The sequence below is a fragment of the Epilithonimonas sp. genome, from assembly GCF_036780765.1.
Lineage (GTDB): Bacteria > Bacteroidota > Bacteroidia > Flavobacteriales > Weeksellaceae > Epilithonimonas.
Genome location: NZ_DAIQCG010000001.1, coordinates 162,076 through 183,270, shown reverse-complemented (window position 1 = coordinate 183,270; position 21,195 = coordinate 162,076). Strand labels below are relative to the sequence as shown.

General features: G+C 34.3%; 22 protein-coding genes. 1 reads left to right on the top strand and 21 read right to left on the bottom strand.

Annotated features, from left to right (window positions below):
* Nucleotides 1-4 precede the first annotated feature (4 nt).
* The 21 genes from V7P73_RS00920 to V7P73_RS00820 form a co-directional block, all read right to left on the bottom strand.
* Nucleotides 5-487, bottom strand: a complete 483-nt coding sequence (locus tag V7P73_RS00920) for a hypothetical protein (RefSeq protein ID WP_333850656.1) — start codon at nucleotides 485-487, stop codon at nucleotides 5-7.
* Nucleotides 488-489: 2 nt separating this feature from the next.
* A complete protein-coding gene (locus V7P73_RS00915; RefSeq protein ID WP_333850655.1) occupies nucleotides 490-861 on the bottom strand; it encodes a 3-hydroxyacyl-ACP dehydratase in 372 nt (123 codons plus the stop codon).
* Between the two features lie 2 nt (nucleotides 862-863).
* The gene (locus V7P73_RS00910) at nucleotides 864-1,499 is read right to left on the bottom strand and encodes a hypothetical protein (protein ID WP_333850654.1); all 636 of its coding nucleotides are present in this window, start codon (nucleotides 1,497-1,499) and stop codon (nucleotides 864-866) included.
* Entirely contained in the window at nucleotides 1,465-2,091 is a 627-nt protein-coding gene (locus tag V7P73_RS00905) for a LolA family protein (protein ID WP_333850653.1), read from the bottom strand. Before V7P73_RS00905 ends, V7P73_RS00910 begins: the two co-directional genes overlap by 35 nt.
* Nucleotides 2,084-2,839, bottom strand: coding sequence for a polysaccharide deacetylase family protein (locus V7P73_RS00900; protein WP_333850652.1), 756 nt, complete (start codon nucleotides 2,837-2,839; stop codon nucleotides 2,084-2,086). Before V7P73_RS00900 ends, V7P73_RS00905 begins: the two co-directional genes overlap by 8 nt.
* Before the next feature lie 123 nt (nucleotides 2,840-2,962).
* On the bottom strand, nucleotides 2,963-4,024 hold the full coding sequence (locus V7P73_RS00895) for a beta-ketoacyl synthase N-terminal-like domain-containing protein (RefSeq protein ID WP_333850651.1): 1,062 nt from the start codon (nucleotides 4,022-4,024) through the stop codon (nucleotides 2,963-2,965).
* A complete protein-coding gene (locus V7P73_RS00890; RefSeq protein ID WP_333850650.1) occupies nucleotides 4,021-5,220 on the bottom strand; it encodes a beta-ketoacyl-[acyl-carrier-protein] synthase family protein in 1,200 nt (399 codons plus the stop codon). The genes V7P73_RS00895 and V7P73_RS00890 overlap by 4 nt, the downstream gene beginning before the upstream one ends.
* A gap of 78 nt (nucleotides 5,221-5,298) precedes the next feature.
* Nucleotides 5,299-5,556: a phosphopantetheine-binding protein gene (locus V7P73_RS00885; protein ID WP_074236227.1), complete on the bottom strand. Its 258-nt coding sequence runs from the start codon at nucleotides 5,554-5,556 to the stop codon at nucleotides 5,299-5,301.
* 61 nt (nucleotides 5,557-5,617) lie between these two features.
* Nucleotides 5,618-6,157 (bottom strand): 3-oxoacyl-ACP synthase, encoded by a 540-nt coding sequence (locus V7P73_RS00880; protein ID WP_333850649.1) that lies wholly within the window; start codon nucleotides 6,155-6,157, stop codon nucleotides 5,618-5,620.
* A 10-nt stretch (nucleotides 6,158-6,167) separates the two neighbouring features.
* The gene (locus V7P73_RS00875; RefSeq protein WP_333850648.1) at nucleotides 6,168-7,316 is read right to left on the bottom strand and encodes a beta-ketoacyl synthase N-terminal-like domain-containing protein; all 1,149 of its coding nucleotides are present in this window, start codon (nucleotides 7,314-7,316) and stop codon (nucleotides 6,168-6,170) included.
* On the bottom strand, nucleotides 7,316-7,735 hold the full coding sequence (locus tag V7P73_RS00870; protein ID WP_333850647.1) for an acyl-CoA thioesterase: 420 nt from the start codon (nucleotides 7,733-7,735) through the stop codon (nucleotides 7,316-7,318). The genes V7P73_RS00875 and V7P73_RS00870 overlap by 1 nt, the downstream gene beginning before the upstream one ends.
* A 67-nt stretch (nucleotides 7,736-7,802) precedes the next feature.
* Nucleotides 7,803-8,183: a GxxExxY protein gene (locus V7P73_RS00865; RefSeq protein WP_333850646.1), complete on the bottom strand. Its 381-nt coding sequence runs from the start codon at nucleotides 8,181-8,183 to the stop codon at nucleotides 7,803-7,805.
* Between the two features lie 129 nt (nucleotides 8,184-8,312).
* Nucleotides 8,313-9,572 carry an ABC transporter permease gene (locus V7P73_RS00860; RefSeq protein WP_333850645.1) on the bottom strand — a complete coding sequence of 420 codons (1,260 nt, stop codon included), beginning with the start codon at nucleotides 9,570-9,572 and terminating at the stop codon, nucleotides 8,313-8,315.
* The gene (locus V7P73_RS00855; RefSeq protein WP_333850644.1) at nucleotides 9,562-10,314 is read right to left on the bottom strand and encodes an ABC transporter ATP-binding protein; all 753 of its coding nucleotides are present in this window, start codon (nucleotides 10,312-10,314) and stop codon (nucleotides 9,562-9,564) included. The genes V7P73_RS00860 and V7P73_RS00855 overlap by 11 nt, the downstream gene beginning before the upstream one ends.
* A complete protein-coding gene (locus V7P73_RS00850) occupies nucleotides 10,315-11,310 on the bottom strand; it encodes a BtrH N-terminal domain-containing protein (protein WP_333850643.1) in 996 nt (331 codons plus the stop codon).
* Nucleotides 11,311-11,312: 2 nt separating this feature from the next.
* Complete coding sequence (locus tag V7P73_RS00845; protein WP_333850642.1) at nucleotides 11,313-11,717, bottom strand: hypothetical protein; 405 nt, start codon at nucleotides 11,715-11,717, stop codon at nucleotides 11,313-11,315.
* Between the two features lie 2 nt (nucleotides 11,718-11,719).
* Nucleotides 11,720-12,163, bottom strand: coding sequence for an ABC transporter permease (locus tag V7P73_RS00840; RefSeq protein WP_333850641.1), 444 nt, complete (start codon nucleotides 12,161-12,163; stop codon nucleotides 11,720-11,722).
* Between the two features lie 6 nt (nucleotides 12,164-12,169).
* Entirely contained in the window at nucleotides 12,170-12,601 is a 432-nt protein-coding gene (locus V7P73_RS00835) for a hypothetical protein (protein WP_333850640.1), read from the bottom strand.
* Nucleotides 12,601-13,740, bottom strand: a complete 1,140-nt coding sequence (locus V7P73_RS00830) for a beta-ketoacyl-ACP synthase III (protein ID WP_333850639.1) — start codon at nucleotides 13,738-13,740, stop codon at nucleotides 12,601-12,603. The genes V7P73_RS00835 and V7P73_RS00830 overlap by 1 nt, the downstream gene beginning before the upstream one ends.
* Nucleotide 13,741: 1 nt before the next feature.
* Nucleotides 13,742-14,656: a dialkylrecorsinol condensing enzyme DarA gene (locus V7P73_RS00825; protein ID WP_333850638.1), complete on the bottom strand. Its 915-nt coding sequence runs from the start codon at nucleotides 14,654-14,656 to the stop codon at nucleotides 13,742-13,744.
* 44 nt (nucleotides 14,657-14,700) lie between these two features.
* Nucleotides 14,701-18,357, bottom strand: coding sequence for an MMPL family transporter (locus V7P73_RS00820; protein ID WP_333850637.1), 3,657 nt, complete (start codon nucleotides 18,355-18,357; stop codon nucleotides 14,701-14,703).
* 250 nt (nucleotides 18,358-18,607) lie between these two features.
* Here V7P73_RS00820 and topA point away from each other — a divergent pair, with 250 nt between their 5' ends.
* The gene (topA, locus tag V7P73_RS00815) at nucleotides 18,608-21,178 is read left to right on the top strand and encodes a type I DNA topoisomerase (protein ID WP_333850636.1); all 2,571 of its coding nucleotides are present in this window, start codon (nucleotides 18,608-18,610) and stop codon (nucleotides 21,176-21,178) included.
* Nucleotides 21,179-21,195 lie beyond the last annotated feature (17 nt).

Below are 21,195 nucleotides of genomic sequence, written 5' to 3'. Positions count from 1 at the left end.
TGTTTTATTTTAAAGTCGCTTTTTCTGCAACTGTCATTGTTTTGGATTGCGCTGCAAATTTTTTAATATAGCTTTTGAGAGCAGAATTTTGCTTGTTATAATTGCTGAGGACAAATTCTTTATCTTCCTTCAAGTTTTTATTGTAGCCTACAATTTTAGGAACATTTTCCTGAACACTTAATCTTATTAATCTTAATTCCGTATTGTTTGGATTACTTTTTATTAAGCTTTCCAGATTGCTTGCTCCAGATTTTACGAGTGCTTTTCTTTTTCCATCTGTCGTCACTTTCGCTTCCAAAACTTTTGCTGCTGCTTTGTAGCCTGAGATTACAGGGTCAGAAGATTTTTTTTTGTCAGCAATTTCTATGAAGTTTTTAGCATTTTCTTTGGACTGATTGGCAACTGCGTAACTGTCTCTCAAAGCTTCCAAATCAGAAGTTTGAAAGAAAATAACAAAAGCTGCAAATAGAGATAACATCAGTTTCATAACTATATTTTTTTATAGGTAACTGATAATTTCAATGCAATAGTTTCGCCAAAAGTGGTCGTGTTTTTTACTTTTATTTCGTCTTCGTTCTCGTTGATGTCTAATTCTAAAACCAAATCCGGTGTATCGATTGGATTAATGATGGCCATAAACTTCACATTAGAAGCCGATTTTAGGAAGAGTTTAGACTTGGTAAATTCTTCCGTCAAATCTTTCACAATCTGCATCATACAAACACCTGGAGTCACTGGATTTCCAGGAAAATGGCCATTGAAAATTTGATGGTCTTTGTTTAAAGTAATATTAGCCTTAAAACCTTTTTCAGTTTTTTCATAAGAGGTAACAGCGTAAAAATCATTAAGAATGCTCTGCATAATCATTCGGTATCCGTGATTTGAAATAGTTTGATGTTGATATTGAAATCTTTGTGTTGTAAATCAATACTATCTGCGAAGATATGTTTTTTCGCATCAAAAGTAAAATCGATTTTTTCTTTATTGTTCTTCGTGTAAACCACTTTTTTCAATAGAGAATTGTCTTTGTTATAGAACAAATAATAAGATTGATTATCTATTTTGGAAAGATAAATTTTAGAATTGTCGTCTTCAAAACTTTCTGTGACAGGATATTCTCTTTTCAAAAGTCTTTGAAAATCATTTTTAAGGAAATTAATCACAATTTTTTTATCCAAATCAGGAAGAACATAATTGAGTTTAAAATCTTGATCAGCAATCTCAAAATCAATCAGTTTATTTCCAAAATCCGACGTCATTACCACGCGATGTGTAGTTTGGCTAATTTTTTTGATAATTAAAATCCCGCTGACGTGATTATTATAAATATCCATCTGGCATTTATAAACATAATCTTCATTCGATGAAAAGTATAGATTTTCAACTGTTTTTTCAGAATTTGGAAGAGATTTTACGTCAGCCAGTTTGTAGGTTTTACACGAAACAAACCATAAAAAAATCAGACTATAAAGAAAACTCTGAAGCAGAAATCGGCGCATTGATTTTGGTGTTTTTGAAAACAATATTGGTTGTGTCGCCAGAAGCTTCAGTCATATTCACTTGCGAAACTGTTGATTCATCTTTTGGAAACTGGAGTTCAATTTGTTTAATGTATTTCAATAACTGAGCAGATTTCGGAGTGAATTTAGCGATATTGTAATTTGCATTTTTCAGATAAGCAACAGAGAACTCTGGGTCATTGAACATTTGTCCGTTGGAACTTCCTACAATCAATTTATTGATTTTCTCAAAGGTTTTACTCTTGGCATCAACAGAAGATTTTTTTCCCTGATCGTTAATGAATATTTTATTATCCTTGAAAACAATGCTGTATTGATAAGGCTTGGTATATTTCCAGCTCAAAGTGTTCGGGGATTTTAAAGACATTTTCCCGTAAGTAACGATACTTTTGTCTAAGAAATCCATCTTTTTAGTTTGAGAAAAATCACTTTGTAAGGTCTTTATATTTTTAGTTTCGGAAGAAACTTTGGAAACGAACGCTTTTGCTTCTGCTCCGGACATTGCTGTGTTTTGTCCAAAAAAGAAAACTGAAATCAATAAAAATGTGCTTAGAGCTATATTCTTAATCATTATTTTTTGAATTAATTATTGAATCAACCGTAAAAGTTGAATAATTTTCACGCTTCAAAAATAGCAATAATTCGACTAAAACTTGGTAGGTTTTCTCAGATGTGTCGTGCAATAGAATGATACTTCCAGATTTCAGTTTTTTTGTAATTCGGTTATAAATTTTTTTCTCATCATCAATCACAGTATCAAGCGATCGGACATTCCAGCCAATGCTTTGTTTTTGAGTTTTTTTGATGGCTTTTGCAATATTTGGATTGGTGACGCCAAAAGGCGGTCGGTAAAAATTGGTTTTGATATTTCCGATTTTCGAAATTACTTCATCACATTTTTCAATTTCCTCAATCATTCTTGAAGCAGATAAAAATCCAGTGTTGTTGGAATGTGAATAGGTGTGATTTCCAATCGTATGACCTTCGGCAATGATTCTTTGAAATGTTTCCGGGAATTTTTCAATCTGTTTTCCGATGCAGAAAAACGTTGATTTGATGTTATTTTCTTTTAATAAATCTAGAAATTTAGGCGTGAATTCAGTTGGTCCATCATCAAAAGTCAAAGCTACTTCTTTGATTTTTGTTCTTTTTTGAGTGATAGAATTAATGAAATATTTTAACTGAATATCAAAAGAACCCCAAACTACGGTTGCTGAAAAGAGAATGAAACAAAAAATGTACATCCAGATACTTCCATTGAACACATAAATGAAGCTGTTCCAAAAAAGATAAAGTAATATGAAAGAGTAGTGTTTCATTTTCCAATTTTTAAAACGTTCTTTTTGTCATTCCTTAGGAATCTCGACAGAGTTTTAATATTGTTTAGATTCCACGCTCCACTTTGTTTCGCTCTGAATAACAAAGAGATTGATTTATGTCCATTAGGCTTTTTCCAGCAAAACCAAACTATGATCTTTTCCTCCAAGATGATTGTAAAGCAGGATGTTTTTCAGTTCTTTCTTCTCAACAGAATTAATTCTCATCACTTCCGGAATTTCTTGATTTTTAAGAATATGAGAAGCCATAAATATTGAAAAACCACTTGCTGTATTGAATTCTCCGCTCAAATGTTTGTAATATAGCAAAGCCGAATTTTCAAATAAATCCATTGATTTTGTATAATAAACATCAGATTCCGAATCTCCGCTGAATCCTAAAATCACAACATCAATTTCATCATTTTTTAAATTATTTTTAGCTAAAAAACCTTCAATGAATTGTTTCGTTTCTGCCAATTCTAATTTATTAATGATTTGAATATCTTTTAGTTGTGCATAAGAAGTGCCAGTTTTTTCTTTTCCTAACACAAAAAAACTAGAACCTTCACCCCAAATCACTCCTTCTGTTGTCGAATTCAGATAATCAATTGGCAGATTTTCTTCTTTTTTAATGGTCTTGTTTAATTTGTACAATTCCATTGTTCGCTCGGTTTGTTCGTCAGTTGAACCTACCAAAACGTTTTCCGCTTCGCCATCACTGATTTGAAGCTTCGCATCCAACATCGAAAATTCCAAAGATGAAGATGTATTCACATAAGTGAAATTGTACGCGTGACATTGCAAACCTAAAGCGACTTGTCCTGCAACAGTATTATGTGTGGACTGAATAAAAAACGTCGGAGTCAAAAACTCTTCATTATTATCAATCACATTTTTTAAAAACTTTTCAGAATCTTGGGAACAACCCATTCCTGTTCCTACAATTATTGCATCTGGATTTTCGATTCCGACTTCTTTCAAAGCATATTGTGAAGCTACAGAACTCATTTTTACAGTTTTAGACATTCTTCTTATCATCGCAGGCGGAATGAATTCTTTGTAAACTGGTTCAATAGCATTTAAAACCTGAGATGAATTTTCAGGCTTAAGATTTTGAATGAAATTTTCATTTAAAGTGTCCTGAACCGAGATGCAGGCTGCACTGTTGATGTAAACTGCGCTCACGATTTTGAGAAAATTAAAGTTGAACAATTTCCTCCAAAACCAAATGAGTTGGAAAGAACGTGATTGATATTTTTCTCTTTGAGTTCTGTAACTGGCGTCAAATCAAATTCTTCCATTTTAGTTTTGAAATTCAGATTCGGAAAAATGATATTGTTTTGAATTGCCAAAAGTGAATAAACTGCTTCAATTCCAGCAGCTGCCGCCAGAGTATGACCAGTAAAAGCTTTTGTAGAACTAAATTCCGGAACTTGATGTTCTCCAAAAATTCTGATCATTGCAATTCCTTCCGACAAATCATTATTAGGCGTTGCCGTTCCGTGAACGTTGATATAATCAATGTTTTCTTTATCTAAACCTGAAACTTTTAAAGCTTTTTCCATTGCTAAAAATGCTCCTTGTCCGTTTTCCGAAGAAGCAGTTTGATGATGCGCATCATTGGCGTTTCCATATCCAGCAAGATAACCTAGAACTTTTTTGTTTTCTTTTTTCACGATTTCGTCAGATTCAAGAACCAGAAAAGCCGCCGCTTCTCCTAAGTTCAAACCTTTTCGGTCATTATCGAAAGGTGTGTTATAAGAATCGGTCAGAATCATCAACGTATTAAAACCATTCAACGTGAATTTTGAAAGAGAATCTGTTCCACCAACAATCACACGATCCAAAACGCCGCTTTTAATTAATTTTGCACCCATCATAATGGCGTTGGCTGCAGACGAACAGGCTGTACTGATGGTGGAAACCATACCATTCAAACCCAAATAATCGGCAATCAGCAAAGATGAATTTCCCGCATCGTGCGCGTCAATATATTTTTGCTTTTCAGGAAAGTCTTCGTAAGAGTAGAAATATTTTTCGGTAATATCCATTCCTGCAACGCTTGTGGAAGAAATTAAACCGGTTTTATATTCATTAATGTCAGAAATTCCGGCACTTTCTACAGCTTCTTTGGCAGCAACCATACCTAATAAAGACGTTCTTGTCGCATTATTATCTTCATTTAACTGAAGTTTTTGCACCAATTCTTCATTAGATAATTTGATTTCGCCAGTTTTTATATTTCCGGAATGACGGGTTTCAAATAAACTGATATCTGAAATTCCGTGTTTTCCAGTTTTTAACGACCTCAAATTTTCCTCCACATTGTTTCCAATGGCGGAAATGATGCCCATTCCTGTTATGGCAATTTTTTGAACCATTTTTATAAAATGTAACAATGTATCAATATAACAGTTTACCGATTGCTAGACTGTTATATTGATACATTGGTATATTAATTATTTTGTACGATTTTCTTCAATGAATTTCGCCATTACTTCGATAGATTGGAAGATTTCTTTTCCTTTTTTCGGGTCAGATAATTTGATTCCATATTCTTTTTCTAAAAGAACGATTAATTCCAAAGCGTCGATTGAATCCAATCCAAGGCCACCTCCGAAAAGTGGATCATTGTCTTTGATGTCTTCTACAGCAACATCTTCCAGGTTAAGAACATCTACGATTTTGTTTTTTAATTCTAATTTTAAGTCGCTCATAATTTTTTATTTGTCAGTGTATAAGTTCTTGTATGATACACTTTATATTATAGTTTAATTTTTACTTGTTTAGCAAATATACAAAAGCCTGATAACTTTCCTGATAGAGTTCTACCCAACCGCACAATACTTGATCTGCCTTTCCTGATTGCAAAATTTGTTCCGAGTAGTTATTTAAAAATTCTTCATCAAATTCATCCAAAACAAAAAAAGCATTCTCTGTCTGCATTTTGTGCTTTATACTGATTTCTCCTACACAGATATTGGGTAAAGTATAAACGAAAACGGCAGGGCTCGGAAAATAATTTTCCTTAGCATTGATGCTTTCCTGATATTTGAAATCCGTATCCAAACTTGATGATTGGTTGGCGAAAACCAAAGCTGTTCGGCTGTGGTCTTCATCTTTTAAAATCATTTCAGAAGCAAGAAAAGCAAGCTTACTTAAATTATCCATTTTATGAAATTTTGGATAATTTAATTCTAAATTTTTATAAGCTTCTTTCGCAAAATCTGAAAAATTTTCGGTGGAAGTTTCAAAAATAATTTCTTTGTTGAGAACGATTTTTGAATTTTCTATGGTGCAAATTTTTGTTTTCTTCATCGTTTTCATTTTAGCATTTTTCCAAAACAATGGCCGCATTGCACCCACCAAAACCTGATGCCGTTTTCAAAATATATTTGATTTCTGCAGGTTGATTTTCTTTAATAATATTCAAAGGTTGGGAAGTTCCTGTTTCCTTGAAATTTTTGGATGGAATTAAAGTGTTTTTCAAAGCAGATTCCATTGAAATAATACTTTCTAATAATCCTGATGCACCTAAACAATGACCGTAATAAGCTTTCAGACTGTTTAATGGAACATTTTGTAAATTCATTCTGTTGAAAGCGATAGCTTCCATTTCGTCGTTGTAAATCGTCGCTGTTCCGTGTGCGGAAATAAAATCGATATTTTCGGATAAAACTTGGGCTTCTGTCATTGCATTTTTGATACTTGAAAATAATCCGTCGCCTGTTCTTGATGGTCCGGAAATATGGTTTGCATCATTTATAGCTGAATCTCCTAAAATTTTAAAACTAAAAATTTCGTTTTGATTTAATTCTGAAGTGATGTAAACCGCTGCAGTTGCTTCTCCGATATTGATCCCGTCACGGTTTTTGTCATAAGGCTTGCAAATTTCTGTTCCGATTGCTTGAAAAGAATTGAAACCTGAAATCACAAATTCCGAAATTTCGTCTCCGGCAATTACAACCGCATCTTTATATTTTCCTGCCTGAATCATATTTTTAGCAACAGCAATCGCCATTACTCCGGAAACACAGGCATTCGAAACTACGATCGGTTTAGTTTTAAATCCAAAAAAATCAGCGATTTTCTGAGCTAAACTAGAAAGAAAAACGCCTTCCGGCAAATTGGTTTGATTTTTTAATAGACTGATATTTCCTTTTGTTGTCGATAAAATAAATGCGGTATCTTCTGAAATTGGATGTTTTTCAACCAAAGGTTTTAAACTCAGCAGAAACATTTTTTCAAGCCTTGTGGAATCTTGAGTGCCATTCTGAATTCTGTCGAAGATTCTATTAAATTCTTCATTCAGTTTTTCAGAATCAATCATTGAAGCATAAAAAGGCTCCTGATTTTCTATAATTTTATGTAAAGTGACGCCGGATTTTCCTTCCAAAAGAGCATTCCAATTGGATGAAACATCAAAGCCTAAAGGCGTGACGCAGTTGTAATCTGTAATGTAAATTTCCGTCCTCATTACAATCCCATTTTATCTTTCCAAGCCTGAAAAAACTCAGGATTATATAAACACAAATTATTGTCTGAATCCAGAAAAACCTGAATCGTTTCTCCTGAACATACCAATTTATTTTCTTCGTTAAAAAGCTCGTATTTATAAATCAATTTCGCTGAATTTGAATTCACGAAAGTGGTTACAACTTTGAACGTTTCTCCATATTTTAAAGGTAGAAAATGTTCGCAGGTACTTTTTACAATTGGTGTTACAAATCCCGCTTTCTGAATGTCAAGATACGTCAAACCGTGCTGCCTTCCGAAAGCTTCTCTTCCGTCTTCAAAATACACGATGTAATGACCGTGCCAGACAATTCCCAACGGATCTGTTTCATTGAATCTTACGCGGACTTCTTCGGTACAAGTTAAATCTTTAGACTGCATTTTATTTTCTTTTTTTACCACAAAGGACACAAAGGTTTCACAAGGTTCACAATGATTATTTTGAATCTTATATCGTTCCGTTGATTAATCTTTTAACACCATTTTTAAATAAAACTGAATTGAAATTAATCAATAACCCTAATTTGCAATTGCTTAATTTTAAATACGTTAAAACTTGATCAATATGAATTTCATTTAATGATTCTACTGATTTTATTTCAACAACAACTTTTCTTTCAACCAGTAAGTCAATCCTATAGCCAATGTCAAGTTTTATATCATCATAAATTAATGGCTTTGGTTTCTGTTTTTCTATTAGTAATCCGGATTTTTGTAATTCATAATAGAGACATTCTTCGTATGCACTTTCCAATAGTCCCGCTCCAAGTTGCCGATGAACTTTTAATCCGGAATCAAATATAACCTTTGAAACTTCATTTTCATTCATATTATTTGTGTTTTTAACTTTTTTCTTCAACCACAAGGAACACAAAGTATTTCACAAAGAACACAAAAATTATCTCTAACATTTATTTATGCTCTTTGTGAAAAATCTTAGTGACCTTTGTGGTTAAAGTTAAACTGCATTCTGTTTTCTTTCGTAAAATAATGAAATAGCAACCATCGCTACATAAAATAAAAATAAGAAAATCAATTCTTTGGCAATTTCGCCGATTCCGCTGTTTCTCAAAATAATATCGTAATATGCATTTAATCCCCAATTCATCGGAGAAAATGCGGCGATTTTCTGCATAAATTCAGGCATTAAAAATACAGGAACCCAAATTCCACCGACTGCTGCCAAAACAACAACCGAAGTCGCACCAAACGGAGCAGACTGTTCCTGAGTATCGGCAATTGTTCCCAATAAAACTCCAAATCCGATTGCTGCTAATCCTGCAAATAACGTAACAATGATAAGGTTAAACATTTTTCCAGTCACGTCAAATTGCGGTAAATCCATATACGGGAAAAGGTAAACTCCAACAGCAACCATCAGTAGAAACTGAATAACGCAGATAATCAGATACGTAAATGTTTTTCCTAAAATATGAATGTAATACGGAGTCGGACTCACGCGAACTCTCACGCTCGTTCCCTGACTTTTTTCTTTAACTAAATTAATCGATAATGGCACAACAATAAAGAAAATCGCAAACAAAGCCCAAGCCGGAACGTTGTGTTGAACTGAGTTTGGCTTGGCTTCCAAAGCAGATCTCGGAACGATTTCTTTAAAAGTAATCAAACTTTTGTTGTCCAAATCCTCCGTCGTCCCAAGTTGGTCTTGGAATGCTTTGTAGATTTTTTTATTTTCAATCTCAAAAACCATTTTGTTGATGGCATTCATTACCGAATTTTTGAATCCTGCGTTGGTTGCGGGATCAAAATAGAGATGAATGTCTTTTGCTTTTGAGGCTACAACTTTTGTTGCGGTTGAATCGGTTTCCAATCCAAATGAACTGACAATCGTCTGGACTTTTGAATCGATATTTGAATTGATATCTTTCGTCAGATTCTGAGGAATCACAATCGCCATTTGATATTCTCCTGAAAACACAGCTTCTTTAGCCGAATTTTCGTTGTAATCCGTTAAAAGCTGAAAACTTTTGCTGGCTTTCAGTTCAGATTCTATTCTTTTTGAAATTTCAGAATGGTCGTTGTCTATGAAAATAATCGGGATTTTTGAACCTTCCAAGTTTTTAAACGTCGAATCCTGAATCAAAGTAATGGTAATAATCAAGAGCAAAGGCATTAAAAATATAATGACAATTCCTCCGATATCACGCTTCAGTAAAAGGATTTCCTTAAAAAAACTTCTCCACAGTTTATACAACATCTCTCAGTTCTTTTCCGGTTAATGATATGAAAACGTCTTCAAGGTTTTCTGCGTTGGCAACTCTTTGTACCAGTTCTTCAGGAGTTCCGGTTGCGTGAATTTTTCCGTGGTCGATAATGGCAATTTGAGTACAAAATTCTTCAGCTTCCGATAAATGGTGCGAAGTGTAAATAATGCATGTTCCTTTTTTATTTAAATCTAAAAGATAATCGATAATCGCTTTTTTAGACTGAACATCAACGCCAACTGTCGGTTCATCCAGAAACAAAACTTTTGGGTTGTGAAGTGTTCCTGCAATCAGATTGCAACGGCGTTTCATTCCTCCCGAAAACTGGTCGACTTTTTTATCTGCAAATTTTGATAAGCCCATCAATTCCAAAGATTCATCAATCGTATTTCTTAATTTTTTGTGGCTTAAACCATACAGACTTCCGAAAAACATCAGGTTTTCTTTGGCTGTCAAAGTCGGATATAACGCGTATTCCTGCGGAACAACGCCAATAATCTGTTTCAGTTTCGTGCTGTTTTTCTGAGGCGACAGCCCGTTGATGGTAAAACTTCCCGAAGTTGGTTTAATTAAACCTGAAAGCATAGAAATCAAGGTGGTTTTTCCGGCTCCGTTTGGTCCGAGAATTCCGTAGATTTCGTTTTTAGATATATTTAAAGAAATATCATTTACAGAAAATTCTTCTGCATTTTTATATTTCTTATAAAGTTTTTTTATTTCTATTATATTCTCCAACTAGATTGCTTTTCTCAGTTTTTTATAAAAAGCTTCCTCCAAATCTGCAATGTGAAGCATCGATTTTGAAAGCTGATTGTAAATATCGCTTTTCGAATTTCTGTTTTTGTAAACTCTCGCAATATCAACAGCGAAATCTCTCCAAAGGTCGCCAATTGCAGTAATTTCTTTGGATAATTCTTTCAGTTCATCATTTTTAAGAATAACAGCAGCTTCCTGTAAAAAAGCTCCGTAAATAAACCTGAATCCGCCACCGCCGGTTCCGATTTCTTCCTGCATTCTGATGAGTTGTCCAAGATAATGATTGGTCACTTTTGTCCCTTTTTTATCTGCCCATTTTGGGATGCTTTTTGCCACCCAACGCATTGCTTTTACGCCAATCAAAGGAACAGGAGCAAGCATATTTTTACAAGTATTTTTAATGCCTTTTTTAATCGCTTCTTCCAAGTTTACAGTTTCCGGAATGTATGTTGGAAAATACATATGACCTTTTGGTGGAAGTGCACCTTTTGCGTAACGCACTTTTTCCAATTCAGCTTCGGAAAGAGAAGTGGCGAAATCCATTACCGGATCGCTTATTAAAAATCTTCCGTTTTCTTTTCCATAAACAACAAGATTATGAGCGTTGAAATGGAATTTATATTCTTCAGGAAAATAAGTCAGGTTGAAAACGCCAACCTGCAAACCTGTCGGAATATTTTGTTCTAAATTTTTCTCTAAAGCGGTTTGAGCATCTTTTGGATTTGAGAATTTTTGTCTTTTGATTTTAATTCCCAGTCTTTTTGCAGCTTTGCTGAAAATCGTACCCGGCATCGGACGGTAGCTGAATCCTGGCGCAAAATTCACTTTTAAGAAAGGTAAATACACGAAAAACAATCCGGAACCGATTCCGAAAATCATTGGTTCGCTGAGTTTAAAACCTTTGTTGAGTAATAGATTGGAGGCAACACCGTTTTCGCAATGTGCGGTCTGATGGTGTTCAAAGTTGATCTTCATTGTTATTTACCGTCGAAGTTTTTTAATTCATCTACCGAAATTCCGAATGCATCTGCATATTTTTTCAGGGTAGAATCACTGAGTTTTTTGAAAATTTGGGGTTTTGCGTGTCTTTTCACAGTCCATTGCCATTTGTCAACATAAGCTGCAAGAACCTGTAGATCCATTTTATTTAATTCCATAAAATAAATAATCGGACTTACTATATTATTGGCAACGTTTTTTCTGGCTTCTTCAATTCGCTCGTAGATGAGTTCCATTGATTCGTCCAACGCAGCTTTTTTTGCCTCCCAACCAATACTGTTGGCGGTAGTGTAATTGTCGTTTTCATCGGTTACATATAAGATTTCAGTCATATTTGCGGACTGCATATTACTTTCGTCTTGAGGAATATCCTGTTTTTTCATCGTTATTGTTTTACTTCCTGGATAAACAAATTAATTTCGGCTCTGATTAATATTTCATCCTCAAGAAAAGTTTCGCAAAAAATGTTGCAGATGTTTTCATATTGAGAAATCAATGAAGCTTTCGAAATAATAATATCATCAACTTTTGGCAATGCAAAAATCTCTATTTTTTTGATATTCGTAATGAAACCAATCACTTTTGTTTCAATATTCGGATTTTGAAAAAAACTTTGCCCGAGGATTGATGAACAAGTTTGTGCCAGATTTTCTATTAATCCAGCTTCAACAAATTTATTATCAGAAACAAAAATATTGTCTTTGGTAATTTTAAAAGAAGTTATGACTTTTTCTTCCGTCAATTCCAAAATATAATCCGTCATCAGCATGGGTTCGCGATGAGGCAGAAAATTGTGGATGTTGATTAAGCTTTGGTCTTTCAGTTCCATTTAAAATTATTTCACAACGGTTTTCATCTGCGATTTTGCAATCACTTTATCATTGATTTTTGTAATGATTTCTACCAGAGTTACGCCCATCATTTCATTAATGATAGTCACTTCTGATTTCAATAAATCTCCAGTTTGAGGTAAACTTTCAGCTTCAAAAGATTTGATAGCACCGATGTAACCTGTCGGAGATTCTTTGCCTAAAAGAAAATATTTGTAACCCGTATGTAAAGCCACACTCTGCGCCTGATGTTCAATCAAACCAGAAGCTTGAAAGGTATTTTCATTAACAAAAATATTGTCTTCTTTAATGACAAATTCAGAAATCAAATGATTTTCCGAATATTCCATAAGTCCGCTTACCATTACAAAAGGAAACTTTTGCGGGATCAGACTTTCTATAAAATCTTTATCAGTGTTTGGTAACTTAATTCCCATTAACAAACCGTCAATAATGCACAAGAATAAGCGAATCTTCCACTTTCCGGAACACAAAGAAGAATTTTTTCTCCTTTTTTCAGTTTTCCAGAATTCATCAATTGTTCCACAGCAATGAATATTGATCCAGCACCGATGTTTCCAACTTCAGAAAGATTATAAAACCATTTTTCCCAAGGGAAATCTAAACCTACATTGGCAAATTCTTGCTTCAACCCGTCTTTGAAATAACCGGAAGAAATGTGCGCCAATACGTGATCTACAGATTCTGGATCCAACTCGTGTTTGTCAAAAGATGTTCTCAAACTTTCTGCTCCTTTTACAAGGATATATTTGTCTAGGATTTTGGTGTCTTGTTTCAAAGCGAAAATCGACTGTTTTAACCATTCATCAGAAGGATAATCTGCCCAAGATTTCAGACTTCCGTCTTCCTGTTTTTCACAACCAGAATACATACAAGCTTCGATCTCGTGAGCGTAAGAATAGAAATCAATCCATTCGATTCTCAAAGACGTTTGGTTTTCTCTTGGTTTGTTTTCCAATAAAAATGCACCGGCACCGTCAGAAAGCATCCATCTCAAAAATTCTCTTTTGAAAGCTACGATTGGTCTTTCTTCCAAAAGTTTCAGGTTTTCTGCTTCGTGATCAAATTTGTCTGCGGTCATCCAAGAAGAAAATCTCTCAGAACCTACACAAACCGCATTATTTTTAACACCTGCTTTTACAGAAAGGAAACCGTAGTTAAGCGCATTCATTCCGGAATTACAAAGTCCCATAGAAGTGTTGATTTCTACAGATTTGTTAATGCCCAATTCTCCGTGAACCATTGATGCGTGCGATGGCTGGATTTGGTCTGCAGAAGTTGTTCCGCAAGACAGCAGTTCCATGTCTTCTTTTTTGAAATTCTCATCAAAAAGCCCATTAATCGCCTTAGCAGTAATCTGAGCATTGGTATGAGTTGGTTTTCCGTTTTTGTCAAGAGCGTAATATCTTGTTTTGATTTGATTATTCCTCAAAATCAAAGCTCTTGCTTTGGAAGGTGTATTGTTTACCAAACCAAGATGTGTTTCCATATCATCATTGGAAATCGGTTCATTTGGTAAGTATGTAGAAGATTTGGTGATATAAACGTTACTCATTTTATTTTAAATTAATTCCTTGTAAATATTCTCTTTGTTTTTTTCTTTTAAACCACAATATTGGCGTCATAAGGATATGTGGAACCAGAACTATAGGTGATATAATCCAGATAGCTGCCATCAAATATACCTTAAAGAATTTTATCAGCAATGGACGTTTTTCTTTTTTCTTGATAATGAGATTAGACCAAACCGTGAAAATTTTGTTCCCGACTTTTTCTACTCTTACCAAAAAAGGCCTTATTTCGACCGCTCCGTTTTTTACTAGATCGGGCTGAAGATCTCTAAAGTTATTTTCTTGGAAATGCTTTTCAATAATCTTACCATACTTTACAGAACCAGCAATTTCTTCATCAGAAACTCCGGCAGCAGGTAAAACTCCGGATTTTTCTTTCTGTCCGGTTGTTAGCCAACGAAGAATTGTAAGAACGCTGGTGTAGTTGTCGTGCCTATCAACCAACGCAATATTTCCAACCAATTGAGCTTTCAAATCGCGCAGATAAACTTTTAGTTTTTCCTGAGAAAGCATCCACATATTTCTGGTTCCTGAGATTGTAACGACTGGTGTGTCTTTCAAAATATTTTCTGCATAACCGCTTTTCAGAAACGAAATAATCGGAATAGAAGGTGTCAAATACCAAACCTGATATCCAAAAAGGATGAGATCAAATTTCTGATTCAGAACATCTTCTGGCGGAGGTAATATTTCGCTTGGGATTTGCAGATAAGATTCTGGAAATGTATTGAAAAAAACATCACTTGACCAAGGAAAAGGAAAGTCCTTTTTGAGTTGGATGTTGTAATAAGTGACTTTGTATTCGTCTTTTTTTTCCTCAAAAGGCTGAGCTATATTCTTCACAATATCCTTCAGCTGTCCGGTTTGTGAATAGTATATGACAAGAATTTTTTTAGGCATTAAAAAAATGGTTTTATACAAAACTATGATATTTAGCCCTTATTCTAATTTTTTTTGTAAACTTTTATAGTGTTAGAATCAAATATTAAAGAATAATTCTCATTCATAAACGACAATTCTTTTGTTTTTAATAATATAACAGTTCTTGGAAGATCAATAATTTTCGAAAAATCAAAGCTATCATCAGAAATCAAAAGTACATCAATATTATTATTATTTACGTCAGAAATATTTTTGATGTAATTGATTTTTCTCGTTTTGACAATATAACTCTGTTGCACAACTTCTCGTTTTTCTTCATTACTAATAAAACTGAAAATCTTTCTGCTTGCGTGATAAAGACTCAGTAAAACATCTATCTGTCCAAAGTCATCAGCAATGTGCAGAATCACTACGTCTTTTGGAATGTGTTTATCCAGCTCAAAATAAACCGATTTGTTAATTTCAAAATCTTGTTTTATTTCTTTTACAACTTCATTCTCTTTGTAAAGAAAACTGAGGAATAGTTTTTTTCTGAAATAATTTTCATCCTCCAATTTTGCTCTTAACTCAGAAAATTTCTCTCTGAACAACGCATTGATTTTCTTTGTTCTTTCAGAATATGTTTTTCCAAAACTTAAATCATCTTTACTAATTCTATCGCCCACTTTTATTGTAATGGCACCATCATAAATGATAAAATCTCCTTTCGGAAGAACTTCAGAATTCCCGTGGATATAAACAGGAACAATATCCAAATCAAATTGCTCTGCAAGATAAAAAGCACCTTTATGAAATCTTTTAATATCATTATCGAAAGAACGTTTCGCTTCCGGGAAAACCATCAAAGAGTAGCCATTTTTTACTTTTTCTCTTAGTTTTTCCATTCCATTTTCGATGCCTTGAGAAACAGGGTAGAAACCTAAAGCTTTAACTATTTTTCCAAAAACTGGAGATTCGTAAACCCAATCGTTTACAAGATAGACGATTTTGTGCGTCGTCATTGCCATTGCTAATGTATCAAGAAATGATGTGTGGTTGGCAATAATTACAGAAGGTTTACTGAAATCTTCCTTTGGATTTTTGATAACAGTTTTCTTAACAAAAGGGTTTGTATATAAAACAGAACCGAGAAACTTTGCAATGAATTTTTTAATAAAAATCAAAGTGTTTCCTTTTGCATTCTTTACGAAAATACTTCCGAAAACTGAAAATAAAAACCCGCCTAATCCGTAATATAAGAACGATAAAACAGAATGCAGGAACAATCTGAAAGTAACCGGCGACAAACCTTTTTTCTGTCGGTTGATAATTAAAAATCTAAACCAAAACGGATACAAAGTTGAGGTAATCACAATCACAGAAAACATCCCAATCAAAGCTACCAAAGCTAAAGAATGTAAAGCTGGATGTTTCGCAAAAATTAAAGAACCAATGGATAAAATAGTTGTAAAAACTGCTAGGATAATAGAAATTCTATAGGTTGGAAGTTCGTTTTTTCCGGTTGTGTGTTCCTTCTGCATCGCTTTCGTCAGGAAAATACTGAAATCATCGCCAACTCCGAAAACCAAAGTACAGACAACGGTGCTGAAAATATTCAATTCCAAACCAAGAAAATATAGCATTCCTGCAGTCACAACTCCCGTTAAAACAATCGGAAACATCGTCAAAACAGACAATTCAAAATTTCTGAAGAAAACAATGATTGTTAAAATGATTGCTAAAAGAGAATAATTAATTAATGTATTGAAATCGTTTTTCAACAAGCCCAAAAAGTTTTCATTCATCTGTTGACGGTCGATTGCCAAAGCTTCGTGATTTTTTTCAACGTCTTTGATGAAAGCATCCCGTTTCTTCTCATCCACTTTTACAACATTCGAAACAGTGTAAAAACCATTTTCGTTACTCAGAAATTCTGAAATCTGAAGTGCTTTTATTTTTTCGTAATCTTTTAAACTTAAAGTAGAATACGATTTATTTAAATTTTCATTAAACTGATCAAAAGCAGAAGAATTAAAGCCAAATTTATTTCCATTCTGAACCAATTCAGAAATCGTTTGATTTTTTTTATTCTGATCCCAGAAGTGGTTCCATTTTTCAACCTTTTTTTGTTGGTCTTCTTTCGATAAAACAACATTTCCGAGCGAATTGTAACTTAAAATTTTTCCTTCTCGTTTTTCTTTTTCTAAAAACTGACTAAGCTGAGAATTTCTTGCCAAAGCTTCACTTTCAGAATTTCCGTAAGAAATGGTGTAAATCGATTTTGAAGCGATGTCTGATAATTTTTCAAGTTTCGCTTCACTGATTTTCAGATCTTTCGGAATGTAATTCAAATCTCCGATATTTTCATTAAAACCTACGTGACGGAAACCAAAAAGACACGCAGCAATCATAATTGAACAAGCAATAATCAAAGCTTTGTTCTTTTCGTAAGGATAATTCCCAATCTTATCGATGAAATTGTTGCTGACTTTATCAGATTTTTCCTTTGGATGATACAACTGCGGAACAATAATTAAAGCTGTAATTGAAGAAAGGAAAACGGTAATCGCAGCAAAAAGTCCAAGATCTTTCAAAGCTTCGGAACGGACGAAAACCAAACATAAAAACGAAACAGCAGTTGTAGCGCTACTCAGAATAATCGGTTGTGTGATTTCTTTGTAAAGCTCTTCAATATTATTGTTGTGCTTATAATGTGTCAAAATATGAAGCGCATAATCAATCGTGATTCCGATGAGAATAGCTCCAACGCTAAGAGAAATTGCCGAAATTTTATCTTTAATAAAATATAAAATCAATAATGAAATGAAAACGGCAAAGACAGTCGGTAAAAATACAATCAGCGGCGTAAAGAAATTCCGGAAATAATAAATCAACAAAATCAACAAAACCGTCATCGAAATAATAACTGTATTCTGAATGTCTTTTTTTATTTGTTGGGCATTTGCAACCGCAATTACCGGCGAACCAAAATAACTGATTTCTGTTTTCCCTTTGAACTGTGTGTTGAGATTGTCTTTTATTTCATTAAGCTGGTTAACGAAAATTTCATTGTTCTGAGTGTCGTTGCTTTTATTTTTTGGATCAATGAAAAGCAGTAGGTTTTTTCCGTCTTTTGTAATGATGTAATTGTCTTCCAGTTTGAAATCTTTACTGATATTTAAAGCATTCAGTTTTTTGATTCCAAGAAAAGTGATTCCAAGTGGATCTTTTTTGATAAATTCTTTGGTGACTAAACTTGTCGGAGAAACTAATGAAACATAATTGCTCTCAACCTGTTTTGCAATGCTGTCTTTATTGAGCTTTCTTTCGATTTCTTTGTAATCGGTTTCATCCAGAAACAAAGGCAAATTCTGATTAACAAAATCAAAAGTCTCTGAAATTTCGTTGTCATTTACTTTTCCTTGAACCGAACCGATATATTTTTTTAGAGGTTCAATTTTATTTAAAAAAGTATCGGCTGTTTCTGAAAGTTGAAAGTTGTCGTCTTTTGATTTGTTTTCAATGATAACAATGATTTTGTCTGAAAAATTAAGTTGCTTCAGAACTTTCGCCGTTAAATCTGATTTGTCACTTTTTGGAATAATCTGATTGATATCTTCTTCAAAATTAATTTTAGAAGCAAAAAATCCGCAAATGACAAGAATTCCCAACGCTGTTGCAATGGAAATCAGTCGATTCTTGGCGATCAAATAATATAAATAAATGAAAAGACGATGCACTTTTATTGAGGCTACAACTTATTGCAGTTTTTATGGGTTAAAGTTTTTAATAATCTTCGAACGTCTTCATTTTCAATGTTAAAAATGATTATTTTCTCAAATTGAGTCTGCGAATTTACTGAAAAAAAGTTAATATTATGTTAAAATATACATTATGAAATCAATAATATATATAAGGTATAGACAATAGAAATTATTTCTAAAATGGTTAGTAATAAAAAAACTCCTACTTTTGCAAAAATTTTTCTAGATGCCAAAAAATTTAGTAATTGTCGAGTCTCCGGCAAAAGCAAAAACAATTCAGAAATATTTAGGGTCAGATTTCGAGGTTAAGTCCAGCTTCGGACACATTCGTGATCTGCCTAAAAAAGGGATGGGAATCGACTTGTCGAACTTCACACCTGAGTATGAAGTTTCTGCTGATAAAAAGAAGTTGGTTGCAGAACTGAAAGCCGCTGTTAAAAAAGCAGAAATGGTTTGGCTGGCTTCCGATGAGGACCGCGAGGGAGAAGCTATTGCTTGGCATTTGGCAGATGAGTTAAAACTGAAATCAGAAAACAGAAAAAGAATTGTTTTCCACGAGATTACGAAAAATGCGATTTTAAAAGCAATCGATAATCCAAGAGATATCGACCAAAATTTGGTTAATGCGCAACAGGCGAGAAGAGTTTTGGACAGAATCGTTGGTTTCGAGATGTCGCCGGTTCTTTGGAAAAAAGTAAAAACTGGTTTGTCTGCAGGTAGAGTTCAGTCAGTTGCGGTAAGATTAGTTGTAGAAAGAGAAAAGGAAATCCGAGCTTTTGTTCCGAAGCCTAGTTTCAAATTGGAGGGTATTTTCCTGAACAATGCAAAACAAGAAATTGCTGCAAAACTAAAGAAAGACTTTGAGAAAGAAGCTGATGCAGAGAACTTCCTAGAATTGGCAAAAACAACAGACTTCAAAGTTCTGAATGTTGAAACAAAACCGGGAACAAGAACAGCATCTGCTCCGTTTACGACTTCGACTTTGCAACAGGAAGCATCATCCAGATTGGGTTATAATGTGACTTCTACAATGCGTCTGGCACAAAGACTTTACGAAGAAGGATTCATCACGTATATGAGAACCGATTCCGTGAATCTTTCTCAGGAAGCAATCAATGGTGCAAAAGCGCAGATTATTTCAGAATATGGTGAAAATTATTCTAAGCCAAGAAATTATACTACCAAATCATCTTCCGCTCAGGAAGCGCACGAAGCAATTCGTCCGACAGATTTTTCTGTGAAGTCCATCGGGGATGTTCAGTTGAATAAATTATATCAATTGATTTACAGAAGAACTTTGGCTTCTCAAATGGAAAATGCGAAAATCGAAAAAACAGTTATCGAAATTGGGAATACAAAATTGCCGCAACATTTCGAAGCACAAGGTGAAGTGATTGTTTTTGACGGTTTCCTAAAAGCTTACGGCATTGTAAAAAATGAGGATGACGATGACGAAAGCAACGAAAAATTGTTGCCAAAAGTAGCAATTGGCGAAGCTTTAGATTATAAAAAAATAACAGCAACAGAAAAATTCACAAGACCATCAGCTAGATTTACAGAAGCTGGTTTGGTTAAGAAACTGGAAGAATTGGGAATTGGTCGTCCATCGACTTACGCACCAACAATCCAAACGATTCAGAATCGTGAATATGTTGACAAAAGAGAAATAGAACCACAAACGAGAGAAATCGTAAAAATGACTTTGGGCAAAACCGGCGTCAAAAAAGAAGTTCTTGAAGAGAAGTTTGGTGGCGATAAAAATAAATTCGTTCCAACGGATATTGGTGAAGTGGTGAATGATTTCCTAATCAACAATTTTGCTGAGATTCTTGATTATGGTTTCACTGCAAGAGTAGAAGAAGGTTTTGACCACATTGCCAACGGCGACCAAAAGTGGAAGGAGATGATGAAAGATTTCTATTCGAAATTCCATCCAAGGATTGAAGATGTTGAAGAAAATGCAGACCGTGCGAATGGCGAAAGAATCTTAGGCGTTGATCCTAAAACCGGTAAAAACGTACACGCAAGAATCGGAAGATTTGGACCGATGATCCAGATAGGCGAGCAGGATGATGAGGAGAAACCAACCTTTGCCTCATTGATGTCCAATCAAAATATTGCAACCATCACGCTGGAGGAAGCTTTGGAGTTGTTCAAGTTACCTTTTGATTTGAACGACGTAGATGGTCAGCCAGTTTCTGTGGGTGTTGGTAGATTCGGACCTTATGTGAAATGGGGCGAGACTTACATCAGTATTCCGAAAGGGGAAGACCCGCTTTCTGTAGATCAAAACCGTGCAGAAGAGATCATCAACGAAAAGAAAGTTGCAGATGCACCGATTGCCAATTACAAAGGCGAACCTGTGACCAAAGGAACCGGAAGATTCGGACCTTTTATCAAATATCAAAGTATTTTCATCAACGTTCCGAAACGTTATAACTTCGACAATCTGTCTCAAAACGATATCAATGAATTGATTGATGCCAAACTGGAGAAAGAAGCCAACCGATACATCCAGCATTGGGAAGCGGAAAAAATCTCTATCGAAAACGCAAGATGGGGACCGATTGTAAAACACGGCAAAAACATCTACAAAATCCCGAAAAAGAAAGATGACTCCAAATATGAAGCAGACGACTTAAAAGATGTTTCTTTGGATGAGGTGAAAAAATGGATTACAGCACAAGACCCAAAAGCTTTTGCTGAAAAGAAAAAACCAGCCGCTAAGAAACCAGCTGCAAAAAAAGCAACAACTGCTAAGAAAGCGCCGGCGAAGAAGCCTGCTGCTAAGAAATAAAAGTTTTAAATAAAATA